The 13,753-nt window shown below is 45.4% G+C and carries 14 protein-coding genes; 11 read left to right on the forward strand and 3 right to left on the reverse strand.

Annotation, left to right across the window (positions count from 1 at the left end; translation table 11 throughout):
• The first annotated feature begins 2 nt into the window (after positions 1-2).
• The 11 genes from KHQ79_RS07585 (at position 3) to liaR (ending at position 10,018) form a co-directional block, all read left to right on the forward strand.
• On the forward strand, positions 3-947 hold the full coding sequence (locus tag KHQ79_RS07585) for an ABC transporter substrate-binding protein (protein WP_003240753.1): 945 nt from the start codon (positions 3-5) through the stop codon (positions 945-947).
• On the forward strand, positions 910-1,971 hold the full coding sequence (locus tag KHQ79_RS07590; RefSeq protein ID WP_032732257.1) for a FecCD family ABC transporter permease: 1,062 nt from the start codon (positions 910-912) through the stop codon (positions 1,969-1,971). Before KHQ79_RS07585 ends, KHQ79_RS07590 begins: the two co-directional genes overlap by 38 nt.
• The gene (locus tag KHQ79_RS07595) at positions 1,971-3,299 is read left to right on the forward strand and encodes an ABC transporter ATP-binding protein (protein WP_225514859.1); all 1,329 of its coding nucleotides are present in this window, start codon (positions 1,971-1,973) and stop codon (positions 3,297-3,299) included. Before KHQ79_RS07590 ends, KHQ79_RS07595 begins: the two co-directional genes overlap by 1 nt.
• A gap of 21 nt (positions 3,300-3,320) precedes the next feature.
• The gene (locus tag KHQ79_RS07600; protein ID WP_060399461.1) at positions 3,321-3,902 is read left to right on the forward strand and encodes a cob(I)yrinic acid a,c-diamide adenosyltransferase; all 582 of its coding nucleotides are present in this window, start codon (positions 3,321-3,323) and stop codon (positions 3,900-3,902) included.
• Between the two features lie 174 nt (positions 3,903-4,076).
• Positions 4,077-5,345 carry an MFS transporter gene (locus tag KHQ79_RS07605; protein WP_060399460.1) on the forward strand — a complete coding sequence of 423 codons (1,269 nt, stop codon included), beginning with the start codon at positions 4,077-4,079 and terminating at the stop codon, positions 5,343-5,345.
• A gap of 161 nt (positions 5,346-5,506) precedes the next feature.
• A complete protein-coding gene (liaI, locus tag KHQ79_RS07610; protein ID WP_003240759.1) occupies positions 5,507-5,887 on the forward strand; it encodes a cell envelope stress-induced membrane anchor protein LiaI in 381 nt (126 codons plus the stop codon).
• Positions 5,888-5,913: 26 nt separating this feature from the next.
• On the forward strand, positions 5,914-6,594 hold the full coding sequence (liaH, locus tag KHQ79_RS07615; protein WP_060399459.1) for a stress responsive protein LiaH: 681 nt from the start codon (positions 5,914-5,916) through the stop codon (positions 6,592-6,594).
• Between the two features lie 100 nt (positions 6,595-6,694).
• Positions 6,695-7,567 (forward strand): LiaG family protein, encoded by an 873-nt coding sequence (gene liaG, locus KHQ79_RS07620; protein WP_225514679.1) that lies wholly within the window; start codon positions 6,695-6,697, stop codon positions 7,565-7,567.
• A 33-nt stretch (positions 7,568-7,600) separates the two neighbouring features.
• Entirely contained in the window at positions 7,601-8,326 is a 726-nt protein-coding gene (gene liaF / locus KHQ79_RS07625; RefSeq protein WP_225514681.1) for a LiaRS two-component regulatory system accessory protein LiaF, read from the forward strand.
• Positions 8,323-9,405, forward strand: a complete 1,083-nt coding sequence (gene liaS, locus KHQ79_RS07630) for a two-component system sensor histidine kinase LiaS (RefSeq protein ID WP_003240764.1) — start codon at positions 8,323-8,325, stop codon at positions 9,403-9,405. Before liaF ends, liaS begins: the two co-directional genes overlap by 4 nt.
• Positions 9,383-10,018 carry a two-component system response regulator LiaR gene (liaR, locus tag KHQ79_RS07635; protein WP_003240766.1) on the forward strand — a complete coding sequence of 212 codons (636 nt, stop codon included), beginning with the start codon at positions 9,383-9,385 and terminating at the stop codon, positions 10,016-10,018. Before liaS ends, liaR begins: the two co-directional genes overlap by 23 nt.
• Before the next feature lie 7 nt (positions 10,019-10,025).
• Here liaR and gerAC read toward each other — a convergent pair whose 3' ends face one another.
• The 3 genes from gerAC to gerAA are packed head-to-tail and all read right to left on the reverse strand — an operon-like array spanning position 10,026 to position 13,658.
• Positions 10,026-11,147, reverse strand: coding sequence for a spore germination receptor protein GerAC (gene gerAC, locus KHQ79_RS07640; RefSeq protein ID WP_003240768.1), 1,122 nt, complete (start codon positions 11,145-11,147; stop codon positions 10,026-10,028).
• A complete protein-coding gene (gene gerAB / locus KHQ79_RS07645) occupies positions 11,144-12,241 on the reverse strand; it encodes a spore germination receptor protein GerAB (protein WP_225514683.1) in 1,098 nt (365 codons plus the stop codon). The genes gerAC and gerAB overlap by 4 nt, the downstream gene beginning before the upstream one ends.
• Complete coding sequence (gene gerAA / locus KHQ79_RS07650) at positions 12,210-13,658, reverse strand: spore germination receptor protein GerAA (protein WP_003240771.1); 1,449 nt, start codon at positions 13,656-13,658, stop codon at positions 12,210-12,212. The genes gerAB and gerAA overlap by 32 nt, the downstream gene beginning before the upstream one ends.
• Positions 13,659-13,753 lie beyond the last annotated feature (95 nt).

Consider the following 13,753-nt stretch of genomic DNA (forward strand, 5'->3'; position numbering starts at 1 on the left):
TTATGAAGAAACTAGCCGGAATATGGACTGCGCTTCTGCTGGCTGCTGTTATGATGACAGGCTGCGGAAATGCTGCAAATCAGGAGGACTCCAAGGCAAAACAAAAGACAGAAGCGTTTCCTGTCACCATTGATGATGCGTCAAATCAAGATGTGACAATCAAAAAGGAGCCGAAAAAGATTGTTTCATTAATGCCTAGCAACACAGAAATTACATACGCTCTCGGCCTCGGTGACAAAGTGGTTGGCGTCACCACAAACGATACATATCCAAAGGAAGTCAAAAAGGTTGATAAGGTCGGAGATATGAATGTAAACGTTGAGAAAGTCATTTCTCTCAAGCCGGATCTCGTTCTTGCCCATGAGTCTTCCATGTCAGCGTCAGCGGATGCCATCAAACAGCTGAAGGACGCGGGCATTACCGTGCTGACTGTCAATGATGCACAATCATTTTCCGAGGTGTACAAATCAATCGAAATGATCGGAGAAGCTGCCGGGGCAGAGAAAAAAGCCGATCAGCTCGTGAAAAGCATGAAATCAGATTTGCAGGATATTCAAGAAAAAGCGAAAACCATTTCAAAAGACGAGGAGAAAAGCGTATTTATCGAGGTTTCTCCTGATCCTGACATTTACACAACCGGAAAAGACACGTTTATGAATGAAATGCTGAATGTCATCCATGCTAAAAACGTAGCAGCGGACCAAACAGGCTGGGTGCAAATGACAGACGAGGCGATCGTAAAACTCAATCCTGATGCTATCGTTACAACGGACGGAGTGAAAGCGAAAGCAGTGGAAAAACGCGATGGCTGGAGCGAAATCGATGCTGTGAAACATCATCGCGTGTATGATGTGGATCCTGATCTTGTGACACGCTCCGGCCCCCGTCTGATCGAAGGGGTCGAAGAACTTGCGGAAAGCATTTACCCGGATACGTTTAAGGAATAATTGTTACTCCGCATATATCATCAGTTTTTCATTTTTAGCCGTGAGCATCATATTAGGAATTTCTTGCGGCAGCCTGCAAATTCCTATACCTGCTATCTTTCGTGTCTTTTGGCATGAAGGCTTTGGCGGCTCTATCGGTTCTGATGACCCGATGTACACCAATATTATGATGAATATCAGACTGCCGAGAGTTGTGCTGGCCGCCCTTGTGGGGGCGGCTCTTTCTATCGCAGGGGCTGCTTTTCAGGGGCTGTTGAAAAATCCTCTTGCTGACCCCTACACACTTGGTGTTTCATCCGGTGCTTCAGTCGGAGCGGTTGTGACCCTATTCTTTAGCCTGCAGCTTCCTGTTATCGGAGGGTTTACACTCCCGGTTGTGAGTGTAGCCGCGGCACTTGCCACGATGGCGGCGGTCCTTTCCTTCAGCCGCCTCGTTCATGCTTCAATGTCTGTTTCTACCCTGATTTTGACCGGTGTCATCATTAACTCTTTTTTGGGCGCATTTATTTCTCTTATCATTGCTTTGACAGGCGACAACCTGCTGCCGATTGTGCATTGGCTGCTCGGCAGTGTCTCCATGAGGGGCTGGAGTTATGTTGTTCTGTTTCTCCCGTTTTTTCTTTTGGGAACCGTTTTACTGATCGTCAATGGAAGAGAGCTGAACGTAATGACATATGGAGAAGACAAAGCAAAGCTTCTCGGAGTCAGTGTTCAGCAGAGAAAAATGCTGATTTTGATAGCTGGCTCTCTTTTGACGGGAAGCGCTGTGGCTGTATCCGGCACGATCGGCTTTGTCGGTCTTGTGATTCCGCATATCACAAGGCTTTTGTGGGGAACGGACCATCGGCATTTACTGCCGCTGTCCGCCTTGCTCGGAGCAGGTTTTCTTGTTTTAGCTGATCTGCTTTCCAGAACGATCATTGAGCCGATTGAACTGCCGATTGGGATTATTACGTCCTTGGCGGGGGCACCTGTTTTTGCCCTTATTTTAATTCGGCAGCACCGCGGGGGGAGAAGCTTATGATGAAGGCAGAAGGGCTGTCGGGAGGATACGGAGACAGCCGGCTGATCAACAATGTCAGCTTAACAGTGGAGAAGGGTGAATTTCTCGGTATTCTCGGCCCTAATGGAAGCGGAAAAACCACGCTTTTACACTTGCTGACTGGTACGCTGCCGGCCAAGGAAGGCAGTGTTTATTTGGCTGGCAAACCGCTGGCAGACTATAAACCGAAGGAACTGGCGCAAATCATGGCCGTCCTGCCGCAAAAAACGGATCAAGCCTTTACCTTTACCGTCAAAGAAACTGTAGCCTTCGGCAGATATCCATTCCAAACAGGGCTGTTCAGACAGCAGACTGAAAAGGATGAAGCCATTGTACAGGAAGCAATGGAGCAAACCGGAGTGGCCGCTTTTGCAGGAAAATCGATCCGCGATCTAAGCGGAGGGGAACAGCAGCGGGTGTATTTGGCCCAAGCTTTGGCGCAGCAGCCGCGTATTTTATTTTTGGACGAGCCGACAAATTTTCTCGATCTGGCTTATCAAAAAGAACTGCTTGATCTCATCAAACGCCTGACAAGAGAAAACGGATTGGCAGCTGTCAGCGTTTTTCATGATTTGAACACCGCGAGCCTGTACTGTGATGAGCTCTTGTTTATGAAAAATGGTACAGCCGGGCCTAAGCAAAAGCCGGAATATGCGGTCACAGAACATCACATAAAGGCCGTGTACGATACAGATGTCACCACCTTGGTCCATCACAGCTCCCCAAAACCGATGATTGCGATACAGCCTGAAAAAGACAGCGTGAAGCAGCAGCTTATCCCGTTTGAATCTTTGCTTCAAACGGGGCATGATGACATTCTTCTGCAAACGGAAATCCCGCTCCGTACACTGTCCTCAGCGCCTGTCGGTGCAGGGTTTTCATGGAGCAGGACGCTGATCCATAAACGGCTGCCAGTTCAGTCAGATCCTATAGAAGGGCTTACGGCCTATCTGTCAGAAAACGGTTTTCATCTGCCGGAAACTTGTGCGATGGCTTCTCCGGGAAGGCTTGACCGTTTCGTGTATCGAACGTATGAAGATGGAGAGCTATCCATTTTGATATGTGTCATGACCGGCTTTTCGATATGGATTTTGATCAACGGCTATGCGGCAGATCAATGCTTTGTCAGAGCTCTCATGACTGCCGAAGCAGAACGGATGAAAGTGCTGGGAGACGGACGGGTAGAGGGTGATATTCTCATCGCTGCGACACAAACTCAGCAATCTGAAAACACAGAAAAGCGGCTGAATCAATTGATACAGATAGGAACAGCTGAATGTGTAAAAGAGGCTGCAGAGCTGTTTGAATAAGTCTGTAAAGGAGACACATGTATGAAACTATATACAAAAACAGGCGATAAGGGACAAACGAGCTTAGTCGGAGGCAGAACGGACAAGGACAGCCTCCGCGTCGAAAGCTACGGGACGATTGACGAGCTGAACAGCTTTGTTGGGCTTGCTTTGTCAGAGCTTTCCGGGCAGCCCGGCTTTGAAGATTTGACAGCCGAGCTGCTGATCATCCAGCATGAGCTGTTTGACTGCGGAGGCGATCTGGCAATTGTCACAGAAAGAAAAGACTACAAACTAAAGGAAGAATCCGTTTCCTTTTTAGAAACGCGCATTGATGCCTATACATCAGAAGCGCCAGAACTGAAGAAATTTATTCTTCCGGGCGGATCGAAGGGCGCTTCGCTTCTCCATGCGGCGCGCACCATTGCTAGGCGGGCGGAACGCAGAGTGGTGGCGCTGATGAAATCGGAGGAGATCCATGAAACAGTGCTTCGTTATTTGAATCGTCTGTCCGACTATTTCTTTGCCGCCGCACGGGTTGTGAACGTAAGAAGCGGCATTGACGATGTAGAATATGAAAGAAGTGCTATTGTGTTTCGGGACCGAAACAGCAGCGAATCATAAAAAGAGAAAATAAAAGCCGGCGTATTCCCTACATGCCGGCTTTTTTGTTTTTCATTCTGTCAATCTCCCATTTTACGACAAAAAATGAACCTTATGAATTATTGACTGAAAAATGGAAAAATGAGATATTGGAACAAATAGATGTAAAAAATAGGCAGTGGGGGGCTCTGATAGATGGTGAATTTAATTGAAAGTGATAGCATCTGGAAGAGAAATTTCAATTATCTTTTTTTCTCAAGAATAGTCAAGATATCCGGCGATATGTTCGCATTTAATTCAATATTATGGTTTTTAATTTATGACGGCAAAGGTGCGATCGGGACTGCTTTATTGATTGCTGTTACCTTTCTGCCGGAAGCTGTACTGGCACCTGTGACGGGTCCTTTCATGAAACAGAACACGCTGAAATTTTGGATGTACTTTTCAGATCTGACAAGGGCTGCGATTGTCTTGATTATTCCTCTGTGTCATTTTGCGGGCTTTTCTCCGCTGTGGTTTGTCATGACGCTTATGATTGTGCATTCTGCTACGGGCGCCGCCTACAATCCCGCCTCCATAGCTTTGATTCCCCAAATCGTAAATGAAGAGGGCATTCAAAAAGCAAACGCTGTACTGCAGTCCTCTGCTCAAATTGTCCGGCTCGGAGCTGTCACGTTATGCGGCGCTTTTCTTACATTTATCAGCCCTTCTTATACAATGCTTATCGCACTTGTTCTCTATTTGGTTTCTGGTTTTCTCGTCCTTTTTATTAAGTACACTGCGGTTGAATCTCAATCAGAGTCTGCTGCTGTTACGCAGAGAGGCACATATATCGGAAGACTGAAACGCGGTTTTACGCTCGTCAGAAGACATCAGATTTTATATCCGCTCGCCATTTATTGTATTTTTATGAATTTCGCGGCTGCCCCTTGGGAAGCGCTCTCAGCTGTTTACGTTGCGGAAGATTTAAACGGCCAGCCGATCGTATACTCGCTTTTAAAGGCTACCACCGCCGCAGGCGCGTTTTTATTGGGATTTGTGCTGGCGAAAGTCAAAGTAAACAGATACGGCCTGTTATTTGTAACTGCCGGCATTATTGAAGGATTGGCTTTCTTTATTACCGGTATGAATACCTTTTTGCCGCTCGTCTTTCTCGCTGCGTTTACCTTTGGCGCCGCAGTCAGTGCTGTTAATGTTCCAGAGTACACGATTATCCAGACATCTGTGGATAGTGAGGATCAGCCGCAGGTCTACGCCGTTATACATATGATCTCAAATATTTCCATACCTGCCGGAGCTGTCATTTGCGGGTATGCTGCAAACGCCTTTGGTTCAGGACCTGTGATCGCTGTTGGAGGGGTTGTCGAAATTATTGCGGGTATCGGCATTTTGCTATTCACAAAGCTGGCTAAAGCAGAACGGTCCGACCTGATCAAAGAAAGGGAAGCAAGTGTTCATCTGTAAAGGGTTTTGAAACGCCATGCCTCGTGCATGGCGTTTTTTTGTGCTTATGGGTCTGGCACAAGATACGACTCCGGTCTTATATAAAAATCAATCTCTGATTCGTTTTGCGCAAATGCTAATTTGTTTAAGATGAAGACAAGGAAAACGAAAGGAGGATCTGCATGAAGATAAACAAGAAAACAATAGGCGGATTCTTATTAATTGTATTTGGGATCTCCGTCTTTTTTGGAGGAGGAAGCTTCGGCTTTATCATCCCGCTCGCCATCGGGGGCTTGATGACATACGCAGGAATCAAAAGGTTTGCTGCAGGAAAAACCATCACAGGAATCATCTTGGGCGGTATCGGAGCGATCATGCTCATTTGTTCACTTCCGTTTGTCGTCGGAATTGCGCTGGCGGCCGCTATGGTGTATTACGGCTGGAAGCTGATGAAAAACGGATCAGCTGATAACGGTGTGTCATCTTTTGATCCTGAACCGGCTTCAGCTGGCTACCAATCTCACTTTGATGACGAATGGGAAGAATTTTTGAAGAAAAAATAATATCAGCATATTAGGAGGAATCAGGTATGGTATTAAAAAGAATCAGAGATATGTTTGTTGCGTCAGTTCATGAAGGTCTTGATAAAATGGAAAACCCAAAGGTGATGCTGAATCAATATGTACGTGATATGGAAAGTGACATTGCCAAAGCAAAACAAACGATTATAAAACAGCACACGATTGCCTATCAATTCAAGAAAAAATTTGAAGAAGCAGCTGAAGTGGCTGGAAAACGCAAAAATCAGGCACAGCTCGCATTTGACTCAGGCGAAGAAGAACTGGCGAAAAAGGCGCTAACTGAAATGAAGTACTTAGAAGGGAAGGCGGCTGAGCATAAAGCGTCCTATGAACAAGCGAACAGCCAGCTGGCTGAGCTGAAAGAACAGCTGGCTGCACTTGAAACAAAGCTTCAGGACGTAAAGGATAAAAAACAGGCGCTGATTGCCCGTGCAAATGCAGCGAAGGCAAAAGAGCATATGAATACGACATTTGACAAAATTGACAGCGAAAGCGCGTATCGTGAATTTTTGCGTATTGAAAACCGTATTGAGGAAATGGAAATCCGCGCGAATTATTCAAAGTCAGCTGAAGCCGGCACAGAACTCACACGCAAAGAATTCGCAGATGATGTGGAAGCGGAGATTGAAAAAATGCGATCGCTCTCACTGCAAAAATCAGACCAGACGTCAAAAGCAGCAAATGAATAAGCGGAACGGGGAAGGATTTGCGGTCAAGTCCTTCCCTTCCGCACGTATCAATTCATAGGCTTTTCCTTTATAATAGAATGAATGAGAAGGATGAAATCGAATGAAAAAAATGCTGGGCAAATTGCTGATCATTGCCGGTATTCTTATATTTTTCGCCGTCGTGGTAAAAGACGTGTTTGCTGCAGGCTTGGGTTTCGTAAGCGGCACAGAAGCTGATTCAGCCAGCGCATCGCCGCGGGACATCGGCAGCGTGGTCATTGAGTCGGATAACAAGAATGTCCGGATCATAGCGGAAGAACGAAATGACATATCGGCAGGCATATCAGGAGACTCCGGGAAGTTATTTGTTACTGAAAACAGAAGAAAACTGGAGCTGACCGCAAAGGAAAAAGAATTTCAATTTTTGAATGGGTTTAACCGTTCTTCCCTTGTCGTCCGGCTTCCGTATGATTATAAAGGTGATCTGACGGTGCGAACCTCAAGCGGTGACGTGTCTGTGGACGGGAAGCATCGTCTTGCGCTTTCGGGGCTGAACGCAGTATCTGCGAGCGGAAATATGAGAGTGACGGACGTCCGCCTTCAAGACCTGAAAGTGAAGGGATCATCCGGAGATGTCATCATTTCAAATACCATCTCCAAAACAGCCGGCATTGACTTAGCTTCAGGAGACGCAAAGCTGGCTGATGTATCAGGCTCTCTTGATGTGAAGATGACTTCAGGAAACCTTGATGCTGCACTGAAAAAGGTAACGGGCCCTGTATCTGTCACGCTGACAAGCGGCGATGCGGATTTGAGCCTTCCCAAAAACGGCAGCTTTACAGTCAATGCAAAATCAGCGAGCGGGAGCGTCAGTTCGCCGTATTCATTTGCTGATACAGCACATAAAGATCATCATCAAATCACAGGCTCGCAAGGAAGCGGCCGGCATCCAATCGATATCAAAACGGACAGCGGGGATCTAGCGATACAGTAGCACCAGGCAGAAGAAAGGAGGCGGACACCAGGAATGACAAAAAAACAGCTTCTTGGATTTATTATTGCTTTATTCGGCATCAGTATGTTTTTGCAAATTATCGGAATAGGCGATCTGCTGTTTTGGCCGCTCTTTTTTCTGATTGCCGGCTATTTCTTAAAAAAATATTCCCGTGATTGGCTCGGTTCCGTCATGTACATCTTTGCAGCATTTCTATTTTTGAAAAACCTATTCAGTATCACCTTTAATTTATTCGGCTATGCGTTTGCCGCATTTCTGATTTACGCCGGCTACAGGCTTGTCAAAGGGAAGCCGATATTTGAACCAAATGAAAAACGGGTCGATCTCAATAAAAAAGAACAGCATGAGCCGCCAAAAGATGTGAAACATCCCGATATGCGCAGCTTTTTTATCGGAGAGCTGCAAATGATGAAGCAGCCGTTTGACCTGAATGATTTAAATATCTCTGGTTTTATCGGTGATATCAAAATCGATTTGTCTAAAGCGATGATTCCCGAGGGAGAAAGTACAATCGTCATTAGCGGAGTCATTGGAAACGTTGATATTTATGTACCATCAGACCTTGAAGTGGCCGTCAGCTCAGCTGTTTTTATCGGTGATATCAATCTGATCGGCTCGAAGAAAAGCGGATTAAGCACGAAGGTATATGCCACGTCATCCGATTTCAGTGAGTCAAAGCGCCGGGTCAAAGTGTCCGTTTCCTTATTTATCGGTGATGTGGATGTGAAGTACGTATGAGAAAAAAAATGCTTGCGAGCCTCCAGTGGCGCGCCATCCGCATGACAACGGGAATCAGCCTGCTCCTTTTTGCCTGCTTGATTTCCTTTATGATGTTTTACTATCGGCTCGATCCGCTTGTTTTGCTGTCGTCAAGCTGGTTTGGAATTCCATTTATCCTGATATTGCTGCTGATCAGCGTGACGGTCGGTTTTGCCTCAGGGTATATGTACGGCAATCGGCTGAAGACAAGGGTTGATACATTAGTCGAATCGATTTTAACCTTTGAAAACGGCAATTTCGCTTATCGAATACCGCCGCTTGGAGATGACGAAATCGGCCTGGCCGCCGATCAGCTGAATGAAATGGCGAAGCGCGTGGAGCTTCAAGTCGCTTCCTTGCAGAAACTTTCCAATGAACGTGCGGAATGGCAGGCGCAAATGAAGAAGTCGGTTATCTCAGAAGAACGCCAGCGATTGGCAAGAGATCTTCATGATGCAGTCAGCCAGCAGCTCTTTGCAATATCGATGATGACATCAGCTGTGTTGGAACACGTCAAGGAAGCTGATGATAAAACGGTCAAGCGGATCAAGCTGGTCGAGCATATGGCAGGTGAAGCCCAAAATGAAATGAGGGCGCTGCTGCTTCATTTAAGGCCTGTTACCCTTGAAGGAAAAGGACTGAAAGAGGGGCTTACAGAGCTTTTGGACGAGTTCCGGAAGAAACAGCCGCTTGATATTGAGTGGGATATTCAGGACACGCCGATATCCAAGGGTATGGAAGATCATTTGTTCAGAATCGTTCAGGAGGCCCTTTCAAACGTATTCAGACATTCAAAAGCCTCAAAAGTATCCGTGATTCTGGGCGTAAAGAACAATCAGCTCCGGCTTAAGGTTATTGATAACGGAAAAGGCTTTAAAATGGATCAGGTGAAAGCATCCTCATACGGTTTGAACTCTATGAAAGAACGTGCAAGCGAAATCGGCGGGGTCGCCGAAGTGATTTCAGTAGAAGGGAAAGGCACACAAATCGAAGTGAAGGTTCCGATTTTCCCGGAAGAAAAAGGAGAGAACGAACGTGATTCGAGTATTATTGATTGATGATCATGAAATGGTCAGAATGGGGCTCGCGGCTTTTTTGGAGGCGCAGCCTGATATTGAAGTCATCGGCGAAGCGTCTGACGGCAGCGAAGGCGTGCGGCTTGCTGCTGAATTGTCGCCTGATGTCATTTTAATGGATCTTGTCATGGAGGGCATGGATGGCATTGAAGCCACAAAGCAGATTTGCCGAGAGCTTCCAGATCCGAAAATTATTGTGCTCACAAGCTTCATTGATGATGACAAAGTGTATCCGGTCATTGAAGCGGGCGCGCTCAGCTATCTATTGAAAACCTCAAAAGCTGCGGAAATCGCCGATGCCATCCGCGCCGCAAGCAAGGGAGAACCTAAGTTGGAATCCAAAGTGGCGGGAAAAGTATTATCCCGGCTGCGCCACTCAGGTGAACACGCGCTCCCGCATGAATCACTTACGAAACGGGAGCTCGAAATTCTCTGCCTGATCGCAGAAGGAAAAACAAACAAAGAAATAGGCGAGGAACTGTTTATCACCATTAAAACAGTCAAAACCCATATCACCAATATTTTATCAAAACTGGATGTCAGTGACCGGACGCAGGCGGCGGTGTATGCACACCGAAATCACCTCGTAAAATAGGCGTCTGCTATTTGTTTGCGCCTTTCGTCCCGAAGTCTCTGACAACCACATTGACCCGGTAGTCTATTTCCGCATTGCTGAAATAATCATCATCCCATTTTCTTGCAATCTTTTTCCACTTTTGAGGATAATGAATTCTGACCTCGTTTCCCAGCCCGGTGACATCTGCTTTGATATCTTTCTGCAGTGTGCCTGTAATAAATGCTGTTACTGTTTTGTGTAATCGTTTTTCGACTGTCTTTTCAATATCTTTGATATATGAATCCTTAAATGAATCTTCATTCGGATTCCAGTCCTCTGATAAACGACCTTCAATATTGCGTGTGACGGTGAATTTGAACTTCCCGTCTTTGTAGTCTGTCTTGATCTTGCGATTGCTGGAGTACACTTCATAAGAAAAAAGATTGCCATTATGCCTCATATCAATGACGCCTCCTTCGACAGTGCCTGTAAATAAGTTGATATTTTGAACCTCAACCGGTGTTAAATTCCGGTTCCATAATTTATTTTTGATGATGGCAGCCCCGTTTATCGCGAGTTTGCCGTTTTCCTTACCGACATGAGGGATGAGGAACGAATCGTCAGAGGTCAAGTGTTCTGAGATCTCCCCCAATGTAACAGGCTCCATCATTCTGATCGTTACCGCATTATTCTCTGTCAGATCGTAAATCACATTAGATGCGGGTTCGCCTTGATCATTCATTTTAAATATATCCTTAGTTCTGCCATCGGTGACAAAGACGTATGAACTCCTCCTTGTTCCGTTGTCTCTGACAAACTGGTTAATGATCGCGTCCATTCCAATATGTTCCGCAATTACGCTCTTGGAAAGCAGAATGAGACGCAAATGCTGTGAAAACGTAGGGTTATGCTTTAATGCAGATGTTCTCATCATTTGATGGACAGTTTCACCCTTTGTGATTGCAAGCTGTGTCGGATCAGATGAAGAGCCTTCTTTGGAGCTGATTTTTTTCGGGACGAGAATCTGCTGTGTCAGTTCTAAATTTTTATCATCCGGCTTGTCTAAACCAACACCGATGATCAGGCTTAATTCCTCAATATTCCGGCTGTCCCAGCATCCGGACAGCAATAGGGTGCATATGAACATACTTAAAATCCGGAATTTCATTTTGCTGAAATCCTCCTTTTGAGAGCTACAATGAAAAAGAGAATGAAGGGAAGCAGAAACACGCCGATGAAAATGTATCCGAGATAATCGCTGTACATCATGACCTGATTGGAGTCATCCGGCCAGAGGGAAAAATAATAGACAGCCACGCCGATGAGCATCATGCTTTTTTTAGTTGATAATCCGAACGTCTTCTTCAGTCCGTTAGCGGCAAAATATCCGTAAATGACAAACGTTGTGAAAAATTGAATGATCCAGACGACCAGTAAAAACGATTCAAACCGTTCAATGAATATGCCTTTGAGTTCAAAGGACTGAAAGAGAGAAATGGTCGGCCAGATCAGTGTTTTCACCTCGGGAGCCGTTAAAGCCCCGACAACGATGATATACGTAAGGATATATAATACAATCGGAATCAAAAATCCTATAGATGCATATCGGAATGTATATTTCTTTTTCTTCATATGTTCAGGAAGAAAAAGCATCACTTCCATTCCTAAAAAAGAGATGGAAACAACAGTTAGCGAGTTCGCAATGGGGCCAAGGCCTTCACCTAAAACAGGGCGTAAATTATTGATGTCAAAAATTTTAAAACTGATCCCAAACACAATCAGCAAAATAATAATCGTCACTGTTAAATAAAAGGGAAACAGCCGCGAAACATCACTGAGCCCCCCAACGATTAAATAGATGCCGCAGCAGATAAACGTTAAAATAATAATCTGAATCGGTGTTCTCTCAAGCAGGAAAAACTTCACCATTTCAGCCATCGCCCTGGTTTCAAAACTGGCCACTCCGATAAAATAGCAGGAGATCAAAAGCCCTATGATGCTGCCAATCCATTTCCCAAGGCCTTCCCGCAAATACTCAAACAGTGAGGGATATTGATGTTTTTTCTGAATGAGCGTGTTTAAATAAATGAAAAAAATGAAAATGACACCTTCTAATATCAGCACAATCCAGCCGTCAGGAGTATTACCCTTGGTGGTCAGCGCTCGGGGCAATGTTAAAAGACCGGCCCCGAGCATTGTATTTGCAACAACAGAAATACCTTGAAAGGTATTAAGTTTCAGTGGAGTCTGTTTTTGGCTCATTTGGATTATTCGCCTCTTTTGGTTTGTTTTTAATTGGTAGACGGATAATGGAATCATCTGTATTTTTCAGACTGAAGAATCCATTAGGCGAAAAATACGGAGATCCAAAGCTCGTTTGTCTCGTTAGGTGCGTATAAACGACCAGCATAAATAAAATAATCCCGTACAGCCCGAGTATTGCGGCTGAAAACATCGAAATAAAACGCAGCACGCGGAAAGACAGACCCATTCCGTATTGGGGAACGGTAAAGGATGCTAGGGCAATGACACTGACAACGATAACCATAATCGAACTGACAAGGTTGGCTTCTACAGCTGCCTGTCCGATGACAACGCCCCCGACGAGACCAATCGTCTGGCCGAGCGGATTGGGGAGGCGCAGCCCGGCTTCTCTTAGCAGCTCGATTGTCACTTCCATCAGCAAGGCTTCAAATATCGGCGGAAACGGCACGTTTTCCCTGTTTGCCGAAATCGTAACGGCGAGTGCGGTCGGCAGCAGCCCTTGATGGAATGACACGAGTGCGATATAAATCGATGACAAAAACAAGGTGATAAAGATAGAAGCGAAACGCAGCGACCGGATAAGAGATGCTGAAATCCAGCGTTCATAGTAGTCATCCGGGGACTGCATCAGTATGCCGAGAGAAACCGGGACCAGCAGCACAAATGGTGAACTGTCGACCAAAATGGCCACACGGCCGTTAAACAGGGCCGACGATACCTTGTCAGGCCTTTCCGTATTTTGAATCTGCGGAAACGGCGAGTATTTATTATCTTCAATGAGCTCCTCAAGCGTTCCGCTGTCCTGGATATCCTCCAGCTGGACATTTTTAAGCCGCGCCTTCACTTCTTTTATGACGGAATTTTTTGCTTTCCCTTCAATATACATAATGGCCGCCGGCTTCAGCTTGTTTTGGCCGATCATGATTTTTTTGGTGATTAATTTCGGATGAGAGGTTCTTTGTCTGATCAGAGCGAGATTTGTATTGAGATCTTCTACAAACGCGACTTTTGGGCCGCGAACCACTTTTTCAGTTGTCGGCTCTGCCAGGCTTCTTGTTTTTTTCTTTCCTGTAGACAGAATATAGACTTTGTCCAATCCGTTGATAAACACAGCACAATTGCCGCTGAGAATGGACTCGATCGTTTTTTTTACGGTTTCAACGGGTCTTGCGTCAAGCTGGTCAAGGCGTTTTTTAACTTGGTCAAGCGTCAGGGTCTCCTCATCTTTGATTAAGGTTTTAATCGAATCTGAAACCTTCTTCTGATCATTCAGCTCACTAAAATAGAGATAGTAAAAAACAAGCCCGTTGGCGAGCATTTTTTTGTTTTTTACGAGATCGTCGTTTTCTTTTAATTTTGGAAGCACCAATGCTAAATTATCGTGTATATATTCCTTAAATTCTGTTTGTTCCAACGAGGTCACCTCTTATCCAAAACCTTAGTAGAGGTTATCTTTTCCTGTTAAAAAAATGATATACTGTGTTACAGTATTTCATGGCAGCAGTTTTT

The sequence above is a fragment of the Bacillus sp. TSO22 genome (assembly GCF_020223595.1).
Taxonomy (GTDB): Bacteria; Bacillota; Bacilli; order Bacillales; family Bacillaceae; genus Bacillus; species Bacillus inaquosorum.

What these genes read in the sequence shown, in the direction of transcription:
- KHQ79_RS07585 (WP_003240753.1), top strand. Translation starts at nt 3, where the DNA reads ATGAAGAAACTAGCCGGAATATGGACTGCGCTTCTGCTGGCTGCTGTT.
- KHQ79_RS07595 (WP_225514859.1), top strand. Translation starts at nt 1,971, where the DNA reads ATGAAGGCAGAAGGGCTGTCGGGAGGATACGGAGACAGCCGGCTGATC.
- KHQ79_RS07600 (WP_060399461.1), top strand. Translation starts at nt 3,321, where the DNA reads ATGAAACTATATACAAAAACAGGCGATAAGGGACAAACGAGCTTAGTC.
- KHQ79_RS07605 (WP_060399460.1), top strand. Translation starts at nt 4,077, where the DNA reads ATGGTGAATTTAATTGAAAGTGATAGCATCTGGAAGAGAAATTTCAAT.
- liaI (WP_003240759.1), top strand. Translation starts at nt 5,507, where the DNA reads ATGAAGATAAACAAGAAAACAATAGGCGGATTCTTATTAATTGTATTT.
- liaH (WP_060399459.1), top strand. Translation starts at nt 5,914, where the DNA reads ATGGTATTAAAAAGAATCAGAGATATGTTTGTTGCGTCAGTTCATGAA.
- liaG (WP_225514679.1), top strand. Translation starts at nt 6,695, where the DNA reads ATGAAAAAAATGCTGGGCAAATTGCTGATCATTGCCGGTATTCTTATA.
- liaF (WP_225514681.1), top strand. Translation starts at nt 7,601, where the DNA reads ATGACAAAAAAACAGCTTCTTGGATTTATTATTGCTTTATTCGGCATC.
- liaS (WP_003240764.1), top strand. Translation starts at nt 8,323, where the DNA reads ATGAGAAAAAAAATGCTTGCGAGCCTCCAGTGGCGCGCCATCCGCATG.
- gerAC (WP_003240768.1), bottom strand. Translation starts at nt 11,147, where the DNA reads ATGAAATTCCGGATTTTAAGTATGTTCATATGCACCCTATTGCTGTCC.
- gerAB (WP_225514683.1), bottom strand. Translation starts at nt 12,241, where the DNA reads ATGAGCCAAAAACAGACTCCACTGAAACTTAATACCTTTCAAGGTATT.